A 19,886-nucleotide genomic window follows, 5' to 3' on the forward strand; every position below is an offset into this window, starting at 1 on the left:
GGCACCAAGCGCGAAGACGTCGAGCGCGGTCAGGTTCTGTGCAAGCCGGGTTCGATCACCCCGCACACCAAGTTCCAGGCCGAAGCCTACATCCTGACGAAGGAAGAAGGCGGCCGCCATACGCCGTTCTTCACCAACTATCGTCCGCAGTTCTACTTCCGCACGACGGACGTGACCGGCATCGTGCACCTGAAGGAAGGCGTCGAGATGATCATGCCCGGCGACAACGCCGAGCTGAGCGTCGAGCTGATCACGCCGATCGCGATGGACCAGGGCCTGCGCTTCGCCATCCGTGAAGGCGGCCGCACCGTCGGCGCCGGCGTCGTGGCCAAGATCGTCGAGTAATCGACGACACCACCCAGCCCACCGGCTGACCGAGTAGCGTACAGAGCGGCCCCCGGAGCGATCCGGGGGCCGCTTTTGCTTTGCGGCGAGACACGCCATAGTGTGATCGGAGGGCGATCACAGATGGCGTTTGAGGGAGAAGTCGCGAAAGGCGAACTGGTGACGTTCGCGCCGCCGGGACATGGTTTTGGGGCTAGGCCGGTCGATCTGCGGGGGCGCGATCCCTTCGCGCTGAGCGAGCGTGGCGTCTGTTATATCCTGTTGGAAAGCTTGAGCGACCTGACCGGACCCGTTCCAGCCTTCAGTTCTCGGCTAGTGCAGCAGGTGACAGGCAGCGATGGTCTTCAGCCAACAGCCAGTTTCGAGATCGTGTTCGATCCAGCCTTCGAGCGTGTGATCGTACACACGGCAAGCGTGCTGAGGGAAGGCGTTCGACGGGAGGCGGCCAGTCCGGCGGCTTTCGAGCTCTTGCGCCGGGAGTTGAACCTCGAGCGGGCGATCTATGACGGTCGTCTGACGGCTCATATGATTATTCCCGATGTTCGCATCGGCGATATCGTCGAGACATGCTACACCATCGTCGGGGCCAATCCTGTGCTGGCCGGGCGGTTCAGCCGTCGCCAGAGCCTGCAGTGGGCGGCTCCTCTTTTAGAGGTGGAGTGTCGCGTCAAGGCCCCCGTCAATCGCATTCTGGTCCACTGCAGTCATTGTGCGCCGCCAGACCTGGAAGAGACGATCGAAGGGGACGTGCGCCAATGGCGTTGGCATACGTTCGACGTGGCGCGGCATGTCTACGATCTCGATACGCCTGGGTGGTGGATCGGCCATACGGAAGTGCACATCGGCGATCGTCTGGTCTGGTCAGACATCGCCGATCTGTTCCGCGACTTCTATTCGCCGCCCGCGATCTTGCCGACGCAGCTGGATGCGGCGATCACAGAGCTGGCCGCACGTTATCCGCGCGGAGAAGACCGAATGGTCGAAGCGTTGCGTTTCGTACAGAGACTGCTCCGCTATCATTCGGTTGGGATAGGCGCTGGCGGGTTCAAACCAAGAGCCATTTCAGACATCTGGGCCAGTCGCTATGGAGACTGCAAAGACGCCTCATACCTCCTGACCGTGATCCTGCGTCGACTAGGCGTCGAGGCGTGTCCAGCACTTGTAAACACTGTCACCGGACGTGGGTTGAAAGAGGCCTTGCCCAATGCGACGGCCTTCGACCATTGCATCGTGCGCGCTGAGGTGGATGGGCGTGTCAGATGGCTGGACGCGACGATGGCCCCCCAAGCGGGAACCGCCGACAGCATTACTCAGGCGGGCGGTGGATGGGCTTTGCCCTTGACCGAAAACGCATCGCTCGATGCGATTCCAGAGCCAGGGAAAAAGGTGGTGCTTGAGGTTTTCGAGGCGTGGACGTTCAAGCGGATGGCGGCCGATCCGGCGGAGTTAAAGCTCAGAAGCGTCTATCGAAGCTGGCGCGCCGACGACATGCGCCGATGGGGCGAGAACGAAGGGTTCGAGAGCGTAAGTCGTCGGCTGCGCGAAGGACTGGAAAATAACTACGGCGAACTGTCCGAGCTTCACCCGTTGACGTGGACCGATGATCGCAACGCCAATGAAATCGAACTGATCGAACATTACAGTGTGAGCCGCCCCTTCGTCGTGAACGATGGCGACGATACGGGCGTGCGCTTCGAATCCGTGGACGACGTGGTCGGGCCCACGCTCACCGCCACCGAGCGCGCGCGGCGCGATCAGCCGATTCACATCGGCGCACCTCGTATCGTGCGCACCGAGCGAACCTTCAACTTTCCCATAAAGCCGCATGTTACACCTTGGGAAAAGGCGTTTACGGGACCTGGGGTCAGGGGGTTTTCGAAGTTTGAATGTTTGGACAGCGCCCGCGCGCGACACCTTATCGAGGTCGATGTCGCCAAAAGCGTCGTCCCAGTGGAGCACGCTCAGGACTATTTTGCATTCCTGCGGAAGATCCGAGCTTTTAACGGCGTGAGCTTCGTCCTGGATACCCGCAACGGTCGCCTGAAAGGAGCAGATGGTGGCGAGACCACCTGGCGTAGCTGGTTGGTCGTTGGCGGCGTTGTCGGGGTATTGGTCCTTCTTCGGATACTCTCCGCTTAACGGCGAAAAAGCTGGCCAACTTGCTCGCCCTACGGATGTCGGGGGTTGTGAGCCACGAGATTTTGGCGTTTGGCTTCGAAAGGATGTTAACTTTTCGGTAACCACATGCGACGCGCCATTCGACTGGGTCTTTTCATCGGCACCGTGATCGGCATGAGCGCCTGTGCGACCCAGTATGATGCGGGCGGGCGGCCCGTTTCTGGGCCTTATGGTTCGGTCGAGGCGGGGCGGACGAGCTGAAGGGCGAAGGAAAACGTGGCGCTGGCCGCCTTCCTGCCCTAATGTAGCGCCGCGGACGCCGAATGTTGCGCCGCGCTGGTCTCCAAAAACCCCTAGATGTTACTCATCGCTATTGCCGTCGTTCTGCTCCTGGTGGTGCTCAACGGCCTGTTCGCCATGACCGAATTGGCGGTCGTTTCCTCCCGACGGTCAAAACTCCAGGCGCGGGCGGAAAGAGGAGATCGGGGAGCCCGGGCGGCGCTGAAGCTGTCGGAGGAGCCGACGCAGTTCCTGTCGGCCGTGCAGGTCGGCATCACCCTGATCGGCATTCTGGCGGGAGCCTATGGCCAGGCGACCATCGCGGGGGAACTGGATCGGATCCTTGAAGTCGCCTTCCCGGCGCTGGCCGCCTATACGGAATTCTTCGCCACGGCCGTGGTGGTCGTGTGCATCACCTATGTGTCGCTGATCATCGGCGAACTGGTGCCCAAGCGCCTAGCGCTGATCTTCCCCGAGACGGTGGCCTCCAAGATGGCCGGGCCGATCTCCGGCCTGGCGATCGTGCTGAAGCCGTTCGTCCTGCTGCTGACCGCCTCGACCTCGGGCATATTGAAGCTGCTGGGCGTCAAGGATCGCGACGGCTCGGACGTGACACAGGAAGAGGTCGCCACCATCCTGGCCGAAGGCACTTCGGCCGGCCTGATCGAGCCGGAAGAGCAGGAGATGATCGAGGAGATCATGCGCCTGGGCGATCGTCCGGTGCGGGTGGCAATGACGCCGCGTCACGAAGTGTTCTGGATCGCCCTGGACGACCCCGAAGACGTGGTTCGCGAGGAAATTCGCACCTGCCCCTATTCGCGCATCGTTGTGGCGCGCGAGAACGACGTCGATAACCCGCTGGGTCTGGTCCACAAGAAGGACCTGCTGGACGCCCTGTTGACCACGGGCAAGATCGATGTCGAGCCGCTGGTCGCCGAGCCCGCCTTCATTCCGCAGTCGACCTCGGTGCTTAAGGCGCTGGAGATTCTGAAGGGGTCGCGGGTCCACATGGCGTTCATCGTCGACGAATACGGCGCCTTCGAAGGCGTGGTGACCGCTACCGACATCCTGGAGATGATCGCCGGCGACTTCGACGAGGGGCATGACGAGGAGCAGGCCTGGATTCATCAACGCGCCGACGGCAGCTGGCTGGTGGACGGTCAGACGGACCTGGACGATCTGGCCGACACCCTGGGCGAGGATTTCGGCGAGCACGACGGCTTCCACACCGTCGCCGGCCTGATTCTACATCAGATCTCGCGCGTGCCGGACGAGGGGGAAGTCCTGCAGGTCGGGCGATTCGAAGTGGAGGTCGTGGACATGGACGACCGCCGAATCGACAAGCTGATCTTCAAGGAACTGATCAAGGCCGAGGACGAGCGCGACGCCGTGGCGGCCCATCTGGAAGACTAGCTGTCGCATTGGCGGGGATAGCCTCACATCGCCCTTGAAAAGGCGGGCGGTGTGGGGCATACGCCCCCCTCTGGCGAACGCGCGGGCCGGACGGTTCGCGCGATTGTCTAGGAGTTTAGCTCAGCTGGTAGAGCACCGGTCTCCAAAACCGGGGGTCGTGGGTTCGAGTCCCCCAACTCCTGCCAATCCCCCCTGTCGCTTCCGGATGGGACTTCCCATCTGGGGCGACAGGAACAATTGTGTGAAGAGCAACTGATGGCCAAGGCCAAAACTCCCGGCAAGCGGCCGCAAGGCACTGCAAAGCCCCAGGCCGCTGCAGCCGCCGCCGCCATCACGGTCGATTCGCCCGAGCCCAAGAAGCCCCGCACCAGCCCTGGTCAATTCATCGGCCAGGTCCGCGCCGAGGGCCGTAAGATTGTATGGCCCAGCCGCAAGGAGACCTGGATCACCTCGGTGATGGTCTTCATCATGGTGCTGATCGCCTCGATCTTCTTCTGGATCGTGGACACCGGCCTGGGTTACGCCTTCCGCTACATCATCGCTCTCGGATCCTGAGAAAGACGCGCCCATGACCGATGCAGCGCCCGCAAAGCCCGCCAATCCGCGCCACAAGTGGTACATCGTCAACGCCTATTCGAACTTCGAAAAGAAGGTCGCCGAGCAACTGCGCGATCAGGCCAAGCAGCAGGGCCTGGAAGACGCCTTCTCCGAAATCCTGGTTCCGACCGAGGACGTCGTCGAGATCCGTCGTGGCCGCAAGGTGAACTCGGAACGCAAATTCTTCCCAGGCTATGTGCTGGTGAAGATGGAGATGACGGACCAGGCCTATCACCTGGTCAAGAACACGCCGAAGGTCACCGGCTTCCTGGGCGCGGCGGGCGGCACCAAGCCCCTGCCGGTCTCGGAACGTGAGGTCCAGAACATCATCGGCGCCGTGGAAGAGGGCGTCGAGCGTCCCAAGCCCACCATCCGCTTCGACATCGGCGAGAAGGTCAAGGTCATCGACGGCCCGTTCGCCAGCTTCGACGGCTCGGTCGAGAGCGTGGACGAGGAACACGCCCGCCTGCGCGTCGCCGTGTCGATCTTCGGTCGCGCCACGCCGGTCGAACTGGAATACGCCCAGGTGGAGAAGGTCGCGGGCTGAGGTCTGCCTCCGATACAGGATTGAGGGGCCGCTCCGGATTGCCGGGCGGCCCTTTTTGTTTTCCGGCGGGATCAGGCGCGCACGGCGGCGGCCAGATAGCAGCCCCGGCGCGCAGTGTGGATATGGATGACGGACGTTTGGGGACGGGCGAATCCGGCCCGCAACCAGGCCGCCAAGTCGACGCCCTCCACCACGTCTGCGTCGGTCATCATCCAGTTCGCATCATAGTTTCGGACCGACAGGAGACGACGGGTCAACTGGTCGGGCAGTTCGCCCGGAGTCGGGCTGGCCTGGACCGCTGTCTCGCGCACGAGCACCGGCCCCTCTGCGCGATAGGGGCTGGACGGGGCGTCCAGGTGGCGGACGTTCGCCAACAGTAGGAGATCGCCCGGATCGGCGTCCATAAGGCTGACACGGCAGGGACAACTGTGCGTCGTTTGCGCGGTCATGCGGCGAGCGCCGAGAGCGATGAGGGCGTCGTCGCTCATCTGGAACAGCGGTTTAAACGCTGCGAGGGGCAGGGGGCGGATGAGGTAGGTCATGGGCATGCTCCGGTTGAAGCGCGAGCTAGCGGCAGGCGTCGCCCAGCGTCTGGCGGTTTCCGGTCCTGTTTGCCTTTCCCGCCCCCCTCTGTTACACGCGCGCCTTCGCTCGGCGGGCCCTGGCCTGCGGAGCGGCAAATCCGTGGGAGGCAGCCATGCCGGACCACGGCTCACCGGCCCTGCGTTCGTTCGCCGGGTCATTCATAGGAGAGACCAATGGCCAAGAAGATTCTCGGCTATATCAAGCTGCAAGTGCCGGCCGGTTCGGCCACGCCTTCGCCCCCGATCGGCCCGGCCCTGGGTCAACGCGGCGTGAACATCATGGGCTTCTGCAAGGAGTTCAACGCGCGCACCGAGAAGGAAGCCAAGGGCACCCCGCTTCCGACTGTCATCACCGTCTATCAGGACAAGTCGTTCACCTTCATCACCAAGACGCCCCCGGCGACCTGGTACCTGAAGCAGGCCACCGGCCTGAAGTCGGGCTCCAAGCTGGTCGGCCGTGAAGTCGCCGGCAAGATCACGCAGACGCAACTGCGCGAAATCGCCGAGAAGAAGATGAAGGATCTGAACGCCAACGACCTCGACGCGGCGGCCAAGATCATTGAAGGCTCCGCCCGCGCGATGGGCCTGGAAGTGGTGGAGGGCTAATCCATGGCTAAGCAAACCAAGGCTCAAAAGGCCCGCACCGGCGTCACCCAAGACCTGCTGCCGTTCACCGACGCCATCAAGCTGGCCAAGGAAAACGCCAAGTCGAAGTTCGACGAATCCCTGGAAATCGCCGTCAACCTGGGCGTCGATCCCCGTCACGCCGACCAGCAGGTCCGCGGCGTGGTGAACCTGCCGTCGGGCACGGGCCGTGACGTCCGCGTCGCCGTCTTCGCCAAGGACGCCAAGGCCGCCGAAGCCACCGCAGCCGGCGCCGAACACGTCGGCGCTGAAGATCTGTACGAGAAGATCGCCGGCGGCTTCATGGAGTTCGACCGCGTGATCGCGTCGCCGGACATGATGGCCCTGGTCGGTCGTCTGGGTAAGGTGCTGGGCCCGCGCGGCCTGATGCCGAACCCCAAGGTCGGCACCGTGACCCCGAACGTGGCCCAGGCCGTCAAGGACGCCAAGGGCGGCGCCGTGGAGTTCCGCGTCGAGAAGGCGGGCATCGTCCACGCCGGCATCGGCAAGGTGTCCTTCACCCAGGACGCCCTGGAAGCCAACGTCAAGGCCATCGTGGACGCTCTGGTCCGCGCCAAGCCGTCGGGCGCCAAGGGCACCTATGTGAAGCGCATCAGCCTGTCCTCGACGATGGGTCCGGGCTTCAAGGTCGACCCGGCCTCGTTGGGCGCCTGATAGGCTCAAGCCGCGCCGCGCGTCGCGCGTCGCGCTAGGCCGAAAAGATGAAGGCCCCGGAGAGCGATCTCCGGGGCCTTTGTCATGGTCAGTAGGCGGCGGTGAAGCGGGCGCGGCTGTGGCGGTGCTGCTCCAGTTCGTCGACCATGGCGATGGCGTAGTCTGCGAAGCTGATCCGGCTGTCGCCCTTGTCATCCACGATCAGCTGGTCGCCACCGGTGCGATAGGCGCCGATGCGGGGGCCTTCCTCGATCAGGGCTGCGGGCGAGAAGAAGGTCCAGTCTATCTCTTTCTCGTGACGCAGGTGGGCCAGGAAATCGATGCCGCCCTTGGCGATGGGCTTCCACTCCGCCGGAAACTCGGGCGTGTCGAACAGCAGGACGCCAGGCGCGACCTCCAGGCTGGCCGCCCCGCCGGTGACGAGCAGCCGTGGGACGCCGGCGGTCTTAAGCGCGCCAAGCAGGGTTTCGGCGGGGACATCGAAGTGCAGGGCGCTGATGACGGCGTCCGACCCCTTGATCAGGGCGATCAGGGCGGCCGGATCGGAGGCGTCGCCGGCGATGGGGGTGATGCCGGAGGCGGCGGGAATGGCGTCGGGCTTGCGAGCGATGGCCGTGACCGAATGGCCGCGAGAGGCCAGTTCCTTGGTGATTTCGGATCCGGCGCGGCCGCTGGCGCCGAGGACTGCGACTTTCATGGAAGGCTCCTTTGGGTTTCCAATGGATACCAGGTGCGGTATGGAGCTCGACCATGCAAGACGGCACCTTTTCCTCACCTGGTCACCTGGATGAAACCTGGATGCGCGGGGACGTGTTCGCCGCCGATTGCCCGACCCGGCAACTGCTGGACCGTATCGCGGACAAGTGGAGCACCCTGGTCCTGATCGTGCTGGGGCAGGGGCCCATCCGGTTCAACGCGCTTAAGCAGCGGGTGGACGGGGTGTCGCAGAAGATGCTGAGCCAGACGCTGAAGTCGCTCGAGCGGGACGGGCTGGTGTCACGGTCGGTCGTCGCTTCCGTGCCGGTGTCTGTGACCTATGCGGTGACGCCGCTGGGAATGACGCTGATGGCCGCCATGCAGTCGATGATCGACTGGGCCGAGACCCGGATGCCCGAGGTGGCGGCGGCCCAGGCCGACTATGACCGGAGACCCACAGAGACCCACTGAGCGGCCTCTGCGCTTTTTTATCGCCGCGGGCGAACGGCCACGCTCCGCCTGCGTTCCTGTCGCGACCATAAAGGGGGCGACATGTTTGGTTTCGGAAAATCCAGGAGCGGTGCGGCGTCGGGCGATCATGATCCGTGGAAGGGGCGTCTGGCGTTCGCGGCCATCGTCCTGGTCTCGGCCTATTTCTCCGTGCAACTGGTCGTCTCGCTGAAGACCCTGTGGCTATTGATCTTTGGCGCCATTGTCGTGGCGGTGATCCTGCGGGCGCTGGCCGATCCGCTGGTGCGGTTTCTGAAACTCCCCGATCCGCTGGCGGTCTTCCTGTCCATGCTGATCGTCATCGGCGTGCTGGCGGGCGTCCTGACGCTGTTCGGCGCGCAGATTTCCGAGCAGGTGACCACGCTGGCGGCCATCATCCCGGTTGGCTGGGCGCAGGTGCAGACCTGGATCGAGGCCCAGCCCTATGCCGCCCAGGTATTCGAGCAGCTTCAGAATCTGGGTAGCCGGGCAGGCGAGGCGCTGCAGTTCGCGCAGAAGTTCGCCATCGGCATGGCGGGCGGCTTAACGACCATGGTGCTGGTTCTGGTGGCGGGCGTCTTCCTGGCCATTGAGCCGGCCAAGTCGCGCGAGGGGCTGTTGTCGGTCTTTCCGCTGGACCGCCGCCAACGGCTGCGCCAGGTGTTGAACAGTTGCGGCAAGGCGCTGAAGGGCTGGCTGAAGGCGCAAGTGTTCTCGATGGTGCTGGTCGGCACCCTGACCGGGATCGGTCTGGCCATCATCGGCGTGCCGTCGGCCCTGGGTCTGGGGCTGCTGACGGGCCTGGCGCAGTTCGTGCCCATCGTCGGGCCGATCGTCTCGACCATTCCCTCTGTGCTGGTGGGGGCGACCCAAGGCTGGCACACGGCGGTTCTGGCCGTGGTGGTTCACATCGTCATCTCGCAGTTGGAGAGCAACTTCATCACGCCGTTGGTGCAGAAGAATGTGGCCAATCTGCCGGTCGTGCTGGGAATTTTCGCCGTGGTCGGGATCGGAACCCTGTTTGGTCCGCTAGGGGTGCTGTTCGCCACTCCGCTGGCCCTGGTGCTGCATACCATCGTGACCATGCTGTATCGCCAGGACGTGCTGGGCGACCCCGACGCCAGGGCGCCGGGGGAGAAATAATCCGGTCGTCCGTGCGCTGACAACTTGACGCAGCCGGTGCGATCCCGTTTCGAGAGCGCGCCGAACGGCCGCCGTCGTCGAGGAGCAAGGACGTGACCCCAAAAGACCGATCCAATCCGCGCGGCGGCAAGGCCTGATCTTGGCGCGCTCCGGCTCCAAACGCACGGCTCGGTCCGAGACTCGTCAGGTGGCGGCCTTGCCCTGGCGGCTGGAGAACGGCCAGCGGCGCATTCTGATGATCACCTCGCGCGAGACCCGACGTTGGGTCATACCCAAGGGCGGGCGGATGGTCGGCAAAACCGATCCCGAGGCCGCCGCACAGGAGGCGATGGAGGAGGCGGGGGTCAAGGGCGACATCGACAGCCAGTCCATCGGCGTCTTCCGCTACGCAAAGGGGACGAAGGACGGCGGGGTGCGCCAATGCGTGGTGTCGGTCTATCCGCTGGAGGTGCTGATCCAGATGGGCGCCTGGCCCGAGGCGCACCAGCGTGAACGCCGCTGGATGAGCCTGAACGAGGCCGCGAGCCTGGTTCAGGAGCCAGACCTGGCCACGCTGATCCGCGACTTCGACGCCACGCCCGTGGACGATTAGACAACCGCCGGTCGATTTTCGCTGGTCAGCCCGGCTGCGCGCCCGCGATAAGACGGGCGGGAGGCTGTCATGACTATTCGAACACATCTCGCGCTGGGGCTGGCGCTCGGCCTGGCCGCGACCGCAGCGATCACCGGGGCGCAAGCGCAGGCTCAGGCGCGATCGCAGAATGAGACCGTCGTCGTCACGCGCGTCGAGCCGGCGCCATACGATGCGGCCGTGGCGCGTCGCAGCGAGCTGGCGCGCGAACTGATCGGCCTGTCGGTCGGTCCGAACTTCGCCAAGGAGTTCGAGCGCGCCATCATGGAGCAGATGGGCAAGGTCGATGGCAAGGACAGCGAAGAGGGCGCCTGGGTGCGGGCCAACATGCCGACGATGGCGTCGCGCATGATCGTGCGGATCATGGATGACATGGCGCCCACCTACGCCACAATCTACACCGAAGAGGAACTGAGGGCCCAGATCGACTTCTATCGCAGCGCCGCCGGTCGCGCCGTCGCCGCCAAGACCGTGGCCCTGAGCGTCGCCCTGCAGGACGTCAAGGCCAGTGTGGGCGAGGCCTTTCTGGCGGAGTTCGAAAGCAAATACTGCGCCCGGTTCGACTGCGGCGAAGACACGGCGACGGCGGCCAAGTCCAGGCGCTGATCGTCCGGTTCCGGGTGATGGTGGAAGACGCCCCTGTCGCTCGACGCCCGCCGCCCGAAACGCCAGACGCACAAACTCGGCGCAGGGCTGGATGATCGCCCGTACATGGCCATCGCGATCCGCGCCTTGATTTCCTGTCGGCGCCGCTGTAAGAGCGCCGCTTCCCGTCGGAGGTTCATCTTCTGACGGTCCTGTCCGAGAACTTCGGGGCGTGGGGGTCACCCAGGCCGTAACTGTCAGAGAGCCCTCTGACGCCGTGGGGAGATGGGGACGCGACCTTGCCGATGTCAGCCCGCAATCCGGGCCGGACGCCGTCAGACGCATCCTTCGGACAATACGACCGGCCCGAACGTTTCGCAGCGATGCGGCGCGCTTTGGCCAATCCGTCGTCGGGAATAAGCCTGGCGGCGAATACCAAGACTGGAGACCGCAATGGATCGCGCTCAAAAAGCCGAGTCTATCGAAACGCTGAAGGGCGTGTTCGCCGAGGCCGGCAGCGTGGTCGTGACCCACAACCTGGGTCTGACCGTTGCGGAAATGGAAGACCTGCGTGGTCGCCTTCGCAAAGAAGGCGGCGCGTTCAAGGTGGTCAAGAACCGCCTGGCGCTGAAGGCGCTCGAAGCCGAAGAAGGCAGCGACTACCACGGCCTGTTCAAGGGCCCGGTGGGCATCGCCTACTCCGAGAACCCCGGTACGGCCGCCAAGGTCGCTACCGAGTTCGCCAAGGCCAATGATCGCTTCAAGATCATCGGCGGCTTCATGGGCGAAACCGTCGTTGACGTTAAGGGCGTGGAAGTTCTTTCCAAGCTCCCGACGCTCGACGAGGTTCGCGGTCAACTCATCGGCCTGCTCAACGCGCCTGCGACCCGTATCGCCGGCGTGCTGCAAGCACCCGCCGGTCAGCTGGCCCGCGTGTTCAACGCCTACGCCACCAAGGAAGCCGCGTAAGCGGCCCCGCCTTTCATCTCTGCATCACTCTCTAAACCTCATCCTCCGAAGGAAAACTGACAATGGCCGACCTCGCCAAGATCGTCGAAGACCTGTCCGCGCTTACCGTTCTGGAAGCCGCTGAACTCTCCAAGCTGCTGGAAGAAAAGTGGGGCGTCAGCGCCGCTGCTCCGGTCGCCATGGCTGCCCCGGCCGCCGGCGGCGGCGCTCCGGCTGAAGCCGCCGAAGAGCAAACCGAATTCACCGTCGTCCTGGTCGACGGCGGCGACAAGAAGATCAACGTGATCAAGGAAGTCCGCGGCGTCCGTTCGGACCTGGGTCTGAAGGAAGCCAAGGACCTGGTCGAAGGCGCTCCGCAGAACGTCGTCGAGAACGTCTCCAAGCAAGCCGCCGACGAAGTCGCCAAGAAGCTGACGGAAGCCGGCGCCAAGGTCCAGATCAAGTAATCTGGATCTCAGCTCTGCTGATATCGGAAAGGCCCGGCGGGAAACCGCCGGGCCTTTTTGTTTGACCTGCTGCGCGCAGCGCTGCTTGAGGCCGATTGGGGGACTAGACGGCTGCCGGTGAAGCGAGGCGTCGCGCCTTGCGTCATCTCAGCCTTGCGGTCGGGGGATGATGGTGGAATCGATCATCTTCGTGCTGGCGCGACCTTCGCCGTTCACGTTCGACGCCTGCAGCATCACATCACAGAGCTCCGTCTGCGTCCAAAGCCTGAACTGGCGATAAACTGAATTCCAGGCGCCGAAGTGGCTATGCAGGTTTCGCCAGGCAGTCCCCATCCGAGCGATCCAGAACACTTCATTGAGCCCTCGCCGATGATCCCGTGCCCGGCCGCTCGCTGGGATATGGTCTCATAGAGGCCGCCCAGCCGCTCCAGGCCGATCGCTAGGCGTCTGCGGTGGCTTGGGTGCGTAAGGTGCTCGGAACGGCTCTTAGGCCGCTCCAATGGCCCGTCAGGGCTACAGCGTGTGTCATAGGTCTGCTCTTCAGGTTCAGGCTTTCTAAGGCCATCACCAAGGGACCGCTTGGTATCGGGAGGGTATAAACCTGCTGAAGAGACAGGCCTGACGATTCTCCCTCGAGGGTATTGTATGGCGCCAGCCTCCCGAAATAGGATGTCGGTCGGTCAGAGGCGCCAGCCTCTACCGTTGCGAGAGCTGCCAAGCTCCGCATTCCGTCGGCTTTCCGCGCCTACGGATCGCGACCTATCTTCAGTCCGGGTTTCTACGCCCATGGTCAGGATGACATAAGAAAGCCCGTCACCGTAAGGGGACGGGCTTTGTCGTATCTGACTCGCATTTCGTGTCTCGGTCGCGCATCTTCGCTTCAGGGGTGCACCCATGAGCTCGATGAACCATCACCGGCACAGTTATGGTCGCCACCGCCTTCTCGGCGCATTGCAAAGGCGAATACACGATGACACCCCAAGAACTGGCTGTGGTCGCGGCCGGCCTCTCATTCCTTGCGGCCGCAGCGAGCGCAACAGCAGCATGGCGCGTTCCATATGCGGTCGCTCGATTTGCTGAAGAGAGGCGGAAGGAAAGCGATGCGCGGTCACGCAAGATGGCGGTGCTCGAAACACTCATTCAATATCGCGCCACGATCGCATATGCGCAGTCGGTCGCCGCTCTGAACTCTATTCCGACGGTATTCTCCGCGAGCCCTAAAGTGCGTGAGGCGTTCACGCGCTTCATGGCCGCGGCTAATGCAAAGCCGTTCAATCAAGGCACTCTTGTGGAGCGGCACCTTTTGATCATCTCAGCCATGATTCAGGATTTAGGGTTGGATGCGCAGATATCAGCTACGGACGTCGACTCGTTCTATTATCCCGAGCTTCTGGGCCGAGCACACGAAGTCGAACAGATGGATGTGATCGTCAGATCACGATCCTACGAGCCATCCGCGAATAATGATCCGCGCTCGATAGGGTGATTTTCCCATTGATGGGTAGCCCCCGGTGCGGGGCTAGTTCGTCAAATTAATCAATAGGAAATGGCGGAGAGGGTGGGATTCGAACCCACGGTACCCTTCCAGGCACGCCGCATTTCGAGTGCGGTACATTCGACCACTCTGCCACCTCTCCGCGGCGCCGATATCGCTTGGTCGAGCGAGGGGCTTCTCTAATCGGAGCCGCTGCGGTTCGCAAGCGGTCTGTGAAAGAAATCCGACGCTATCTTTGCGCCGGCAGGGACAGGCCGGGCGCGGCGCCGGTCTGGTCGTCCACGCCCTTGAATCGAAACAGTTCGGCGGGGCGGCCGCCCGTCGCGGAGGACATCTGTCCGGTCGGTTCGACCAGGCCCGTGCGTTCGACCCCGCGGCGGAAGTTCTGCTTGTGCAGGCCAAGGCCCGATACGGCTTCGGCCCCGGCCTGCAACTGCGACAGGGTGAACAGACCGGGGGTCAGGTCGAACAGGACGGGCCGGTATTTCAGCTTGCTGCGCAGGCGGCCGAGCGCGGTGGCCAGGATGCGGCGGTGGTCGGACGCCATGGGGCGACCGGGCAGGGACGTAGGCGCGGGCTGGCCCGCGTCGCGCCACGCCTCCGACACCAGGCGCGCCTCGTAGAGCAGTTCGTAGCGTTCCAGCACCCGCTCCTCGTTCCAGCGGTGATCGGGCGTCAGGGCGAACAGGCTGCGTGCGCGGGTCAGGCGCGCTTCGTCGCCGTCGGCCCAGGCGATCAAGCGTTCGCCAAGATCGGGCCGCGCCGGGAGGCGGCGATCCTCCCAAGGAAAATGGTCGAAAACGGCGTCCCAGCGCGCATCGTGAGTCTGGCCTTCGGCGGCGTCGGGCGTCAGGGCCAAATAGCCGACCGAGACCTCGCGATGGCGGCCCGGTCCCGGTGTGGCGCGCGGCGAGGCGCGGCCGGCGTCGCCGAAGGTGTAGAGTTGCTCGACGAAGCCCAGGCGAAACCCGGTCTGGGCGGTCACGAAATCGCGCAGGGCTCTCTCGAACGTGCGATCGCGGGCGGGGTCGAAGGGCCCGAAGGGCAGGGCGCGGGCGCCGTCCTCGGCCGGGGTGGTCAGGACGACGGCCTGCCGGGCCTGGAGCGTCATGACGACCGCCGACAGACCGATGCGAACGCCGTCCTCCGCCCCTTGGGTCATGGTCTTATTCCGTGTGCCAGGCGTCATCGGCGGCGATCAGGCCGACCGCTCCGGCCAGGACGCGATAACGCTCCAGATAGCGCGCTTGGGCGACAGGGGCGGGCTGCGGCTCGATCACCAGGCTGTAGCCGGCGGGCGGGCTGCCGAAGAAGCCCAGGGATTCCTTTTCGGTGAAACCGGCCAACTGCGTTGCTTCGAAGAAGGCGCAGGCCTTGTCGGCCTTCTTGATCAGGGTCTTGATGGTCTGCGGCGTCTTGGGCGGCAGGCCGTAGCGCAGGTGGATTGCGGCCTCCAGCTTGGCCTCGAAATCCTTGTAGCCCGAGCCCAGCGCGGCTTTGAAGGGCGAGATCATGTCGCCGATCACATATTCGGAGGCGTCGTGCAGCAGGGCGGCGAGGCGCCATTTCGGGTCCAGGCCTGGCTTGATGTGCGCCGCGATCTCCTCGACCACCACGCTGTGCTGAGCGACCGAAAAGGCGTGTTCGCCGATGGTTTGGCCATTCCAGCGTGCGACACGAGCCAGGCCGTGGGCGATGTCCTCGATCTCGATATCGAAGGGCGAGGGGTCGAGCAGGTCCAGGCGGCGGCCCGACAGCATGCGTTGCCAGGCCCGGGGGGCGTTCTTCTTGGGGGGGCGCTCGGCCAAGGGACGTGTCCTGATCGCTTACGGGACGGTCAGGTGGCGCAAAGACGCGCCGGGATCAAGCGTCGCCCATCGATCCGGCCAACTATCCCGCACCGTGATGCGGTTTTCGGGCGGCCTCAGCGGCCGACGTTCAGCGCGACCAGATCGCGAGCGTCGTCGAACACCCCGCCGTCGCGACGGTCCTTGGAACGGACCACGGCGATGACGATGGGGCCGCCGGCGGGGCCGCGCGCCTCGAACCCGACGCGGCGCCAGCCGGCGGCTGCGGGCTGGTCGTCGGACAGGATGTAGGTCATGCGCGTCGCTGCACCCGGCGCGCGCGTTCGTACGCGCGTCGACTTTTCGTTGGAGTCCACGCTGACCGTCGAGGTTTCGGTGCGGGTGTTCTGATCGTCCTTGGACCGAATGTTGATGCCGCCGATGCGGACGCTGGCGTTGTCGCCCTGGGTTTCGATCCGCAGGCCGGGCAGGCGCACCGAGGCGTCCTCGCCCCGGGTCTGGATGTTGACGCCCGGCGCCTGAACCGAAGCGGTCTCTTCGCCGTTCGCGGCGGCGGCCGGCGCCGCCTCTGCGGCAGGCGAGGGGGCCAGTCGGGCGGAAGTCGTCGGCAGTTCGGCGCTGACGCGGTCTTCGAAGTCGCGCAGGACGTCATCGACCGGGCGGCCGTCCAGTCGGACCAGATGCAGGACGACATCCGACCCCTTTGGACCGCCATAGACGCAGTTGGCGCCGCCCGCCGCCGCCAAACCCTTTCGGGTCAGGACGCCCAGATTGTCCGGGCATTGCAGGGTGTCGATCACCTTCAGAACGCCGGTCTTTTGATCGTCGCTGGACTGGGTGGTGGTGATCTGCACCGAGTTCTCGCCGTCGCAGGCGGCCAAGCTGGTCGCGAGGGCAAGACAAATCAGGACATGACGCATGGTCGAACCTCTCTTGGTCCCTATTCTGCGCGCTGTGGTTCGTCGTTCCAGTGAAATCGCGGTAAGGCGGGGTTAACCGCCGGGACGCGCGCCTTCACGTCGGTTCAGGAAGGCCAGCCGTTCGAACAGATGCACGTCCTGCTCGTTCTTCAGAAGCGCGCCGTGAAGCGGCGGGATCAGACGATTGGGTGTCTTTTCGCGCAGGGTTTCGGCGTCGATGTCTTCGACCAGCAGCAGTTTCAGCCAGTCCAGCAATTCGGATGTGGACGGCTTCTTCTTCAGCCCCGGCGTGTCGCGGATTTCGTAGAAGGTCTTCAGCGCCTCTGACACCAGGCGCGGCTTGATGCCGGGGAAGTGGACCTCGACGATGGCCGACAACGTGTCGGCGTCGGGGAACCGGATGAAGTGGAAGAAGCAGCGACGCAGGAAAGCGTCCGGCAGTTCCTTTTCATTGTTCGATGTGATGATGACTATGGGCCGAACCTCGGCGCGGATCGTCTCGTCGGTTTCCTGGACGTAGAATTCCATCCGGTCCAGTTCCTGAAGCAGGTCGTTCGGGAACTCGATGTCGGCCTTGTCGATTTCGTCGATCAGCAGGACGGGCCGCACGGGGGCGGTGAAGGCCTCCCAGAGCTTTCCCTTCTTCAGATAGTTGCGGACATCATGGACGCGCTCTTCGCCCAGCTGGCTGTCGCGAAGGCGGCTGACGGCGTCGTATTCATATAGGCCGTTGTGGGCCTTGGTCGTGGACTTGACGTGCCAGGTGATCAGCGGGGCGTCGAAGGCCTTGGCGATCTCATAGGCCAGAACCGTCTTGCCCGTGCCCGGCTCGCCCTTGATCAGCAGCGGACGCTCCAGCGCCACGGCGGCATTGACCGCCACCTTCAGGTCGTCGGTTGCGATATAGCGGTCGGTGCCTTCGAAACGGCTCATGAAATAACCCACTCCGTGTTTCCACGAAGTGGGTAGCGTATCGCCATCGACGTGAACAGCGATCAGGTGATGCGTTTGGCCGAAACCGGGTCGCTGGCGGGGAAGGTCTCTTCCAGACCCTCGTCGACCAGGGCTTCCTGGCGGCTCTCGGACTGGTCGATCTTGTCGAGTTGATCGGGCTTCTCGACCTGGCCTTCCGTACGCTTGGCGTGGGGCGCGTCGGAGTGGGCGTCGTTGCGGGCTTTTTCGTGATCCATGGCTTGATCCTCTCTGTTATCGCGCGGCGCTGTCCTGATCGCCGTCCGGGCCGTAGCCCAGGTCGGAGATATCGTCGTCGGACAGACGTTTGGCTTCCCAATGGGCGGCGCTGGCCTGGGCGCCGCGTTCATTCTCCATCAAGCCGGAATAGACCAGTTCGACCTCGTCGGGGGCGGACGCAGGGTCCCCGTCGGCGTCCAGCTGGCTGCGGTTCTCGCCATCCACGCCGAGCAGGGCGTCGGCCTCGCGTTCGATCCCATCCAAAGCGAGCTGGTCGTCCAGATCGATCTCGGCGTCGGGGTCGAATTCCTCTTCGTCGGCGTCACCTTCGGCCTGGGTGACATCCAGAACCTGATCGGCCTCGTCGAGCAGGAAATCGCCGTCGCCCTCGTCGTCCAGGTGGGTTTCGTCGAAGGTCTCCGACTGTTCCTGATCGTCCTGATAATCGTTGTCCGGCATGGTCGCCTCCTCTGTCACAGGCAAACGCCGTGTCGGCGATAGGTGTTCCCGTCGCGCTGTCGCACAAGAGATGGTTAACCGATGAGGGGGTAGGGTTGAGCCTATCAAGCCTGTCCTTGGGGACGCTGCCTGGAGTCGGTCCTCAATGGCCCTGAAGCTGTCGCTGAAACCCGGCGAGAAATTCGTTTTGAACGGGGCCGTGGTTCAGAACGGCGACCGTCGCGGCGTGCTGATCCTGCAGAACCGCGCCAGCGTGCTGCGGGAAAAGGACATCATGCAGGCCGAGGACGTCGTCACGCCCGCACGCCGCATCTATTTCCCGATCATGATGATGTATCTGGATGAGAGCGGGGCCGCCAAATTCTACGACGAACTGGCGCTTCGGATCACAGAATTCATGGGCGCGACGCAGAACCCCGACATATTGGCGGAGTGTGTGTCGGCCTCGCGTCACGTGCTGGCGCGCGAATACTATAAGGCCCTGATGTCGGCGCGTAAGATTGTCGAGTATGAAGAGAGAGTGCTGAATGTCGCTTCAGGCCTACACAGCGGCGACAGCGAGGGCTGAGAGCCCGCGCGACCTGGAGTACCGTTTGTTCGGTCAGGTCACGCGCGCGCTGGTTCACGCCTCCACGCTGGATCCCTCGGACATCGCCGGCCGAATCGACGCCCTGGATTGGAATCGGCGGCTGTGGTCGGCCTTGGCCGGCGACTGCAGCGACTCCGGCAATGCGTTGGCCAATCCCGTCCGGGCCCAGATCATTTCGCTTAGCCTGTTCGTCAATCGTCACTCTTCTGCGGTGATGCGGGGCGAGGAGACGTTCCAGGAACTGATCGACATCAATCGCATGATCATGCAGGGCCTGGCCGGCGCCGCGCAGGCGGCCTGAAGGCGACTTCACGAAAACGCGAAGCCTATTGGCGCAAGGCGCTGAGACGGCTTACGTTCAACCTCCCTGTTCAACAGTCGAAAGGAGGTGATCCAGTGTCTCATTGTCATCAATCGCGAGCGACGGCCGCGACCCTGGGCCTCGGGAAGGCCCTGGTCTGATCCTTTCAGACTGACGTTGCGGCCTGATCCTCTGCGATCAGGCAATGAAGGGCTGTCGGAGCGATCCGGCGGCCCTTTTGCTTTGTCCGGTCAGTGAAAGATCTGGGCCATCCAGCTTGCCGCATGGTGGGTGACCTCGATCACCGTGCGCCAAATCAGGAACAGGTAAAGGCCGCAGGCGCCGGACGCGGCGGCGCCCAGCAGGATGGCCACGCCGTCCCGCTGCATCATGCCCAGGGCGAAGAAGACCAAGGCGATGCCGGGCAGGGCGTCGCCGAACGGTATGGGCAGGGCCATAATCAGCGCCAGAACGACGCAGACCAGGCCCGTTACGGTGTCGGCGATTTCGCCCGTCAGGAAAGGAATGCGCGGCCGTGTCAGGTTTTCGACATAGCGCACCACCTTCATTATGCGCGACACGCCGGCGCGATAGGCTGGACGGCTGATTGAGGCGTTCAGCGCCCAACGGGGCAGCCAGATGGCGTCGCGCTGAAACGCCAGCTCCAGAGACATCAGGATGATCGGCACGGCGAACACCGCCTTGCCGCCTGGCGGCCAAGGCAGCAGGGCCAGCATCGACAGAATCAGGATCATGGCGCCGAAGCCGCGTTCGCCGAAAGCCGCGACCAGTTCCTCCAGCTTCAGCTTGGGATCGGGACTCTCCCCAATTTCCTCCAGAACGTCGGAAAAACGCCGCAGGTCGTCGTTTTCAGGCGGTGGGGCGGGCATCAGGAAAGGCGCTCGGCTGAAAGGTTCGAGCCATCTAGGCGCGCAACGGTTTCACCGCCACTTACAGAAGGGCGACGCGGTCGAATAATCAC

25 protein-coding genes, 2 tRNA genes and 2 pseudogenes are annotated in these 19,886 nt (G+C 64.0%); 18 read left to right on the forward strand and 11 right to left on the reverse strand.

What is annotated here, in order from left to right:
- From tuf to nusG, 7 genes and pseudogenes are all read left to right on the forward strand, one after another.
- Positions 1 to 345, forward strand: a pseudogene (tuf, locus tag KZX42_RS00005) (elongation factor Tu); the annotation flags it as partial.
- Positions 346 to 468: 123 nt separating this feature from the next.
- Positions 469 to 2,484, forward strand: coding sequence for a DUF3857 domain-containing protein (locus KZX42_RS00010; protein WP_248115912.1), 2,016 nt, complete (start codon positions 469 to 471; stop codon positions 2,482 to 2,484).
- A 105-nt stretch (positions 2,485 to 2,589) separates the two neighbouring features.
- A complete protein-coding gene (locus tag KZX42_RS17165) occupies positions 2,590 to 2,724 on the forward strand; it encodes a hypothetical protein (protein WP_282438735.1) in 135 nt (44 codons plus the stop codon).
- Positions 2,725 to 2,820: 96 nt separating this feature from the next.
- Positions 2,821 to 4,155, forward strand: a complete 1,335-nt coding sequence (locus tag KZX42_RS00015; RefSeq protein ID WP_248115914.1) for a hemolysin family protein — start codon at positions 2,821 to 2,823, stop codon at positions 4,153 to 4,155.
- Between the two features lie 109 nt (positions 4,156 to 4,264).
- Positions 4,265 to 4,340 (forward strand) — tRNA-Trp (locus KZX42_RS00020).
- 70 nt (positions 4,341 to 4,410) lie between these two features.
- Entirely contained in the window at positions 4,411 to 4,710 is a 300-nt protein-coding gene (gene secE / locus KZX42_RS00025; protein WP_248115917.1) for a preprotein translocase subunit SecE, read from the forward strand.
- 13 nt (positions 4,711 to 4,723) lie between these two features.
- Positions 4,724 to 5,299: a transcription termination/antitermination protein NusG gene (nusG, locus tag KZX42_RS00030; protein WP_017506694.1), complete on the forward strand. Its 576-nt coding sequence runs from the start codon at positions 4,724 to 4,726 to the stop codon at positions 5,297 to 5,299.
- Between the two features lie 71 nt (positions 5,300 to 5,370).
- On the opposite strand, the gene KZX42_RS00035 is transcribed toward nusG, so the two are convergent.
- Positions 5,371 to 5,841, reverse strand: a complete 471-nt coding sequence (locus KZX42_RS00035) for a DUF1203 domain-containing protein (protein WP_248115919.1) — start codon at positions 5,839 to 5,841, stop codon at positions 5,371 to 5,373.
- Between the two features lie 216 nt (positions 5,842 to 6,057).
- On the opposite strand from KZX42_RS00035, the gene rplK reads away from it, so the two are divergent.
- Positions 6,058 to 6,489, forward strand: a complete 432-nt coding sequence (gene rplK, locus KZX42_RS00040) for a 50S ribosomal protein L11 (protein ID WP_087119347.1) — start codon at positions 6,058 to 6,060, stop codon at positions 6,487 to 6,489.
- A gap of 3 nt (positions 6,490 to 6,492) precedes the next feature.
- The gene (rplA, locus tag KZX42_RS00045; RefSeq protein ID WP_087119346.1) at positions 6,493 to 7,182 is read left to right on the forward strand and encodes a 50S ribosomal protein L1; all 690 of its coding nucleotides are present in this window, start codon (positions 6,493 to 6,495) and stop codon (positions 7,180 to 7,182) included.
- Positions 7,183 to 7,270: 88 nt separating this feature from the next.
- Here rplA and KZX42_RS00050 read toward each other — a convergent pair whose 3' ends face one another.
- Positions 7,271 to 7,879 carry an NAD(P)-dependent oxidoreductase gene (locus KZX42_RS00050; protein ID WP_248115921.1) on the reverse strand — a complete coding sequence of 203 codons (609 nt, stop codon included), beginning with the start codon at positions 7,877 to 7,879 and terminating at the stop codon, positions 7,271 to 7,273.
- Between the two features lie 53 nt (positions 7,880 to 7,932).
- Here KZX42_RS00050 and KZX42_RS00055 point away from each other — a divergent pair, with 53 nt between their 5' ends.
- The 6 genes from KZX42_RS00055 to rplL all read left to right on the forward strand — a co-directional run bounded on the left by KZX42_RS00055 (position 7,933) and on the right by rplL (position 12,141).
- Positions 7,933 to 8,349 carry a helix-turn-helix domain-containing protein gene (locus KZX42_RS00055; protein WP_248115923.1) on the forward strand — a complete coding sequence of 139 codons (417 nt, stop codon included), beginning with the start codon at positions 7,933 to 7,935 and terminating at the stop codon, positions 8,347 to 8,349.
- An 81-nt stretch (positions 8,350 to 8,430) separates the two neighbouring features.
- Positions 8,431 to 9,510: an AI-2E family transporter gene (locus KZX42_RS00060; RefSeq protein WP_248115925.1), complete on the forward strand. Its 1,080-nt coding sequence runs from the start codon at positions 8,431 to 8,433 to the stop codon at positions 9,508 to 9,510.
- Positions 9,511 to 9,649: 139 nt separating this feature from the next.
- Positions 9,650 to 10,102, forward strand: a complete 453-nt coding sequence (locus tag KZX42_RS00065) for an NUDIX hydrolase (protein ID WP_248115928.1) — start codon at positions 9,650 to 9,652, stop codon at positions 10,100 to 10,102.
- Positions 10,103 to 10,171: 69 nt separating this feature from the next.
- Positions 10,172 to 10,747, forward strand: coding sequence for a DUF2059 domain-containing protein (locus tag KZX42_RS00070; protein ID WP_248115930.1), 576 nt, complete (start codon positions 10,172 to 10,174; stop codon positions 10,745 to 10,747).
- A gap of 432 nt (positions 10,748 to 11,179) precedes the next feature.
- Positions 11,180 to 11,695, forward strand: coding sequence for a 50S ribosomal protein L10 (gene rplJ, locus KZX42_RS00075; protein ID WP_248115932.1), 516 nt, complete (start codon positions 11,180 to 11,182; stop codon positions 11,693 to 11,695).
- A 62-nt stretch (positions 11,696 to 11,757) separates the two neighbouring features.
- Positions 11,758 to 12,141, forward strand: a complete 384-nt coding sequence (gene rplL / locus KZX42_RS00080; RefSeq protein ID WP_055754823.1) for a 50S ribosomal protein L7/L12 — start codon at positions 11,758 to 11,760, stop codon at positions 12,139 to 12,141.
- A 147-nt stretch (positions 12,142 to 12,288) separates the two neighbouring features.
- On the opposite strand, the pseudogene KZX42_RS17170 reads toward rplL, so the two are convergent.
- Positions 12,289 to 12,516: pseudogene (locus KZX42_RS17170) on the reverse strand (transposase); the annotation flags it as partial.
- Between the two features lie 550 nt (positions 12,517 to 13,066).
- On the opposite strand from KZX42_RS17170, the gene KZX42_RS00090 reads away from it, so the two are divergent.
- Positions 13,067 to 13,627: a DUF6680 family protein gene (locus KZX42_RS00090; RefSeq protein ID WP_248115934.1), complete on the forward strand. Its 561-nt coding sequence runs from the start codon at positions 13,067 to 13,069 to the stop codon at positions 13,625 to 13,627.
- A 61-nt stretch (positions 13,628 to 13,688) separates the two neighbouring features.
- Here KZX42_RS00090 and KZX42_RS00095 read toward each other — a convergent pair.
- From KZX42_RS00095 to KZX42_RS00125, 7 genes are all read right to left on the reverse strand, one after another.
- Positions 13,689 to 13,778, reverse strand: a tRNA-Ser gene (locus KZX42_RS00095).
- 87 nt (positions 13,779 to 13,865) lie between these two features.
- Positions 13,866 to 14,798, reverse strand: a complete 933-nt coding sequence (locus KZX42_RS00100; protein WP_248115937.1) for an NAD regulator — start codon at positions 14,796 to 14,798, stop codon at positions 13,866 to 13,868.
- Between the two features lie 4 nt (positions 14,799 to 14,802).
- The gene (locus KZX42_RS00105) at positions 14,803 to 15,396 is read right to left on the reverse strand and encodes an HD family hydrolase (RefSeq protein WP_248117225.1); all 594 of its coding nucleotides are present in this window, start codon (positions 15,394 to 15,396) and stop codon (positions 14,803 to 14,805) included.
- A 164-nt stretch (positions 15,397 to 15,560) separates the two neighbouring features.
- Positions 15,561 to 16,364, reverse strand: coding sequence for a methyltransferase type 11 (locus KZX42_RS00110; protein ID WP_248115939.1), 804 nt, complete (start codon positions 16,362 to 16,364; stop codon positions 15,561 to 15,563).
- 72 nt (positions 16,365 to 16,436) lie between these two features.
- Positions 16,437 to 17,297: a MoxR family ATPase gene (locus KZX42_RS00115; RefSeq protein ID WP_248115941.1), complete on the reverse strand. Its 861-nt coding sequence runs from the start codon at positions 17,295 to 17,297 to the stop codon at positions 16,437 to 16,439.
- A gap of 62 nt (positions 17,298 to 17,359) precedes the next feature.
- Positions 17,360 to 17,554, reverse strand: coding sequence for a hypothetical protein (locus tag KZX42_RS00120; protein WP_248115943.1), 195 nt, complete (start codon positions 17,552 to 17,554; stop codon positions 17,360 to 17,362).
- Positions 17,555 to 17,570: 16 nt separating this feature from the next.
- A complete protein-coding gene (locus KZX42_RS00125; protein WP_248115945.1) occupies positions 17,571 to 18,014 on the reverse strand; it encodes a hypothetical protein in 444 nt (147 codons plus the stop codon).
- Positions 18,015 to 18,159: 145 nt separating this feature from the next.
- Here KZX42_RS00125 and flbT point away from each other — a divergent pair, with 145 nt between their 5' ends.
- Together flbT and flaF are read left to right on the forward strand one after the other, a co-directional pair.
- Positions 18,160 to 18,582, forward strand: a complete 423-nt coding sequence (gene flbT, locus KZX42_RS00130; protein WP_248115947.1) for a flagellar biosynthesis repressor FlbT — start codon at positions 18,160 to 18,162, stop codon at positions 18,580 to 18,582.
- On the forward strand, positions 18,542 to 18,904 hold the full coding sequence (gene flaF / locus KZX42_RS00135; protein ID WP_248115949.1) for a flagellar biosynthesis regulator FlaF: 363 nt from the start codon (positions 18,542 to 18,544) through the stop codon (positions 18,902 to 18,904). Before flbT ends, flaF begins: the two co-directional genes overlap by 41 nt.
- A 251-nt stretch (positions 18,905 to 19,155) precedes the next feature.
- Here flaF and KZX42_RS00140 read toward each other — a convergent pair whose 3' ends face one another.
- Entirely contained in the window at positions 19,156 to 19,794 is a 639-nt protein-coding gene (locus tag KZX42_RS00140) for an exopolysaccharide biosynthesis protein (protein WP_248115951.1), read from the reverse strand.
- Positions 19,795 to 19,886 lie beyond the last annotated feature (92 nt).

Origin of the sequence: Brevundimonas sp. EYE_349 (assembly GCF_023147505.1) — a bacterium.
In the GTDB taxonomy this organism is placed as follows: Bacteria; Pseudomonadota; Alphaproteobacteria; order Caulobacterales; family Caulobacteraceae; genus Brevundimonas.

Coding starts and splice junctions, on each gene's coding strand:
- KZX42_RS00010 (WP_248115912.1), top strand. CDS start 469: ATGGCGTTTGAGGGAGAAGTCGCGAAAGGCGAACTGGTGACGTTCGCG.
- KZX42_RS17165 (WP_282438735.1), top strand. CDS start 2,590: ATGCGACGCGCCATTCGACTGGGTCTTTTCATCGGCACCGTGATCGGC.
- KZX42_RS00015 (WP_248115914.1), top strand. CDS start 2,821: ATGTTACTCATCGCTATTGCCGTCGTTCTGCTCCTGGTGGTGCTCAAC.
- secE (WP_248115917.1), top strand. CDS start 4,411: ATGGCCAAGGCCAAAACTCCCGGCAAGCGGCCGCAAGGCACTGCAAAG.
- nusG (WP_017506694.1), top strand. CDS start 4,724: ATGACCGATGCAGCGCCCGCAAAGCCCGCCAATCCGCGCCACAAGTGG.
- KZX42_RS00035 (WP_248115919.1), bottom strand. CDS start 5,841: ATGACCTACCTCATCCGCCCCCTGCCCCTCGCAGCGTTTAAACCGCTG.
- rplK (WP_087119347.1), top strand. CDS start 6,058: ATGGCCAAGAAGATTCTCGGCTATATCAAGCTGCAAGTGCCGGCCGGT.
- rplA (WP_087119346.1), top strand. CDS start 6,493: ATGGCTAAGCAAACCAAGGCTCAAAAGGCCCGCACCGGCGTCACCCAA.
- KZX42_RS00050 (WP_248115921.1), bottom strand. CDS start 7,879: ATGAAAGTCGCAGTCCTCGGCGCCAGCGGCCGCGCCGGATCCGAAATC.
- KZX42_RS00055 (WP_248115923.1), top strand. CDS start 7,933: ATGCAAGACGGCACCTTTTCCTCACCTGGTCACCTGGATGAAACCTGG.
- KZX42_RS00060 (WP_248115925.1), top strand. CDS start 8,431: ATGTTTGGTTTCGGAAAATCCAGGAGCGGTGCGGCGTCGGGCGATCAT.
- KZX42_RS00070 (WP_248115930.1), top strand. CDS start 10,172: ATGACTATTCGAACACATCTCGCGCTGGGGCTGGCGCTCGGCCTGGCC.
- rplJ (WP_248115932.1), top strand. CDS start 11,180: ATGGATCGCGCTCAAAAAGCCGAGTCTATCGAAACGCTGAAGGGCGTG.
- rplL (WP_055754823.1), top strand. CDS start 11,758: ATGGCCGACCTCGCCAAGATCGTCGAAGACCTGTCCGCGCTTACCGTT.
- KZX42_RS00090 (WP_248115934.1), top strand. CDS start 13,067: ATGGTCGCCACCGCCTTCTCGGCGCATTGCAAAGGCGAATACACGATG.
- KZX42_RS00100 (WP_248115937.1), bottom strand. CDS start 14,798: ATGACCCAAGGGGCGGAGGACGGCGTTCGCATCGGTCTGTCGGCGGTC.
- KZX42_RS00105 (WP_248117225.1), bottom strand. CDS start 15,396: ATGCTGTCGGGCCGCCGCCTGGACCTGCTCGACCCCTCGCCCTTCGAT.
- KZX42_RS00110 (WP_248115939.1), bottom strand. CDS start 16,364: ATGCGTCATGTCCTGATTTGTCTTGCCCTCGCGACCAGCTTGGCCGCC.
- KZX42_RS00115 (WP_248115941.1), bottom strand. CDS start 17,297: ATGAGCCGTTTCGAAGGCACCGACCGCTATATCGCAACCGACGACCTG.
- KZX42_RS00120 (WP_248115943.1), bottom strand. CDS start 17,554: ATGGATCACGAAAAAGCCCGCAACGACGCCCACTCCGACGCGCCCCAC.
- KZX42_RS00125 (WP_248115945.1), bottom strand. CDS start 18,014: ATGCCGGACAACGATTATCAGGACGATCAGGAACAGTCGGAGACCTTC.
- flbT (WP_248115947.1), top strand. CDS start 18,160: ATGGCCCTGAAGCTGTCGCTGAAACCCGGCGAGAAATTCGTTTTGAAC.
- flaF (WP_248115949.1), top strand. CDS start 18,542: ATGTCGCTTCAGGCCTACACAGCGGCGACAGCGAGGGCTGAGAGCCCG.
- KZX42_RS00140 (WP_248115951.1), bottom strand. CDS start 19,794: ATGCCCGCCCCACCGCCTGAAAACGACGACCTGCGGCGTTTTTCCGAC.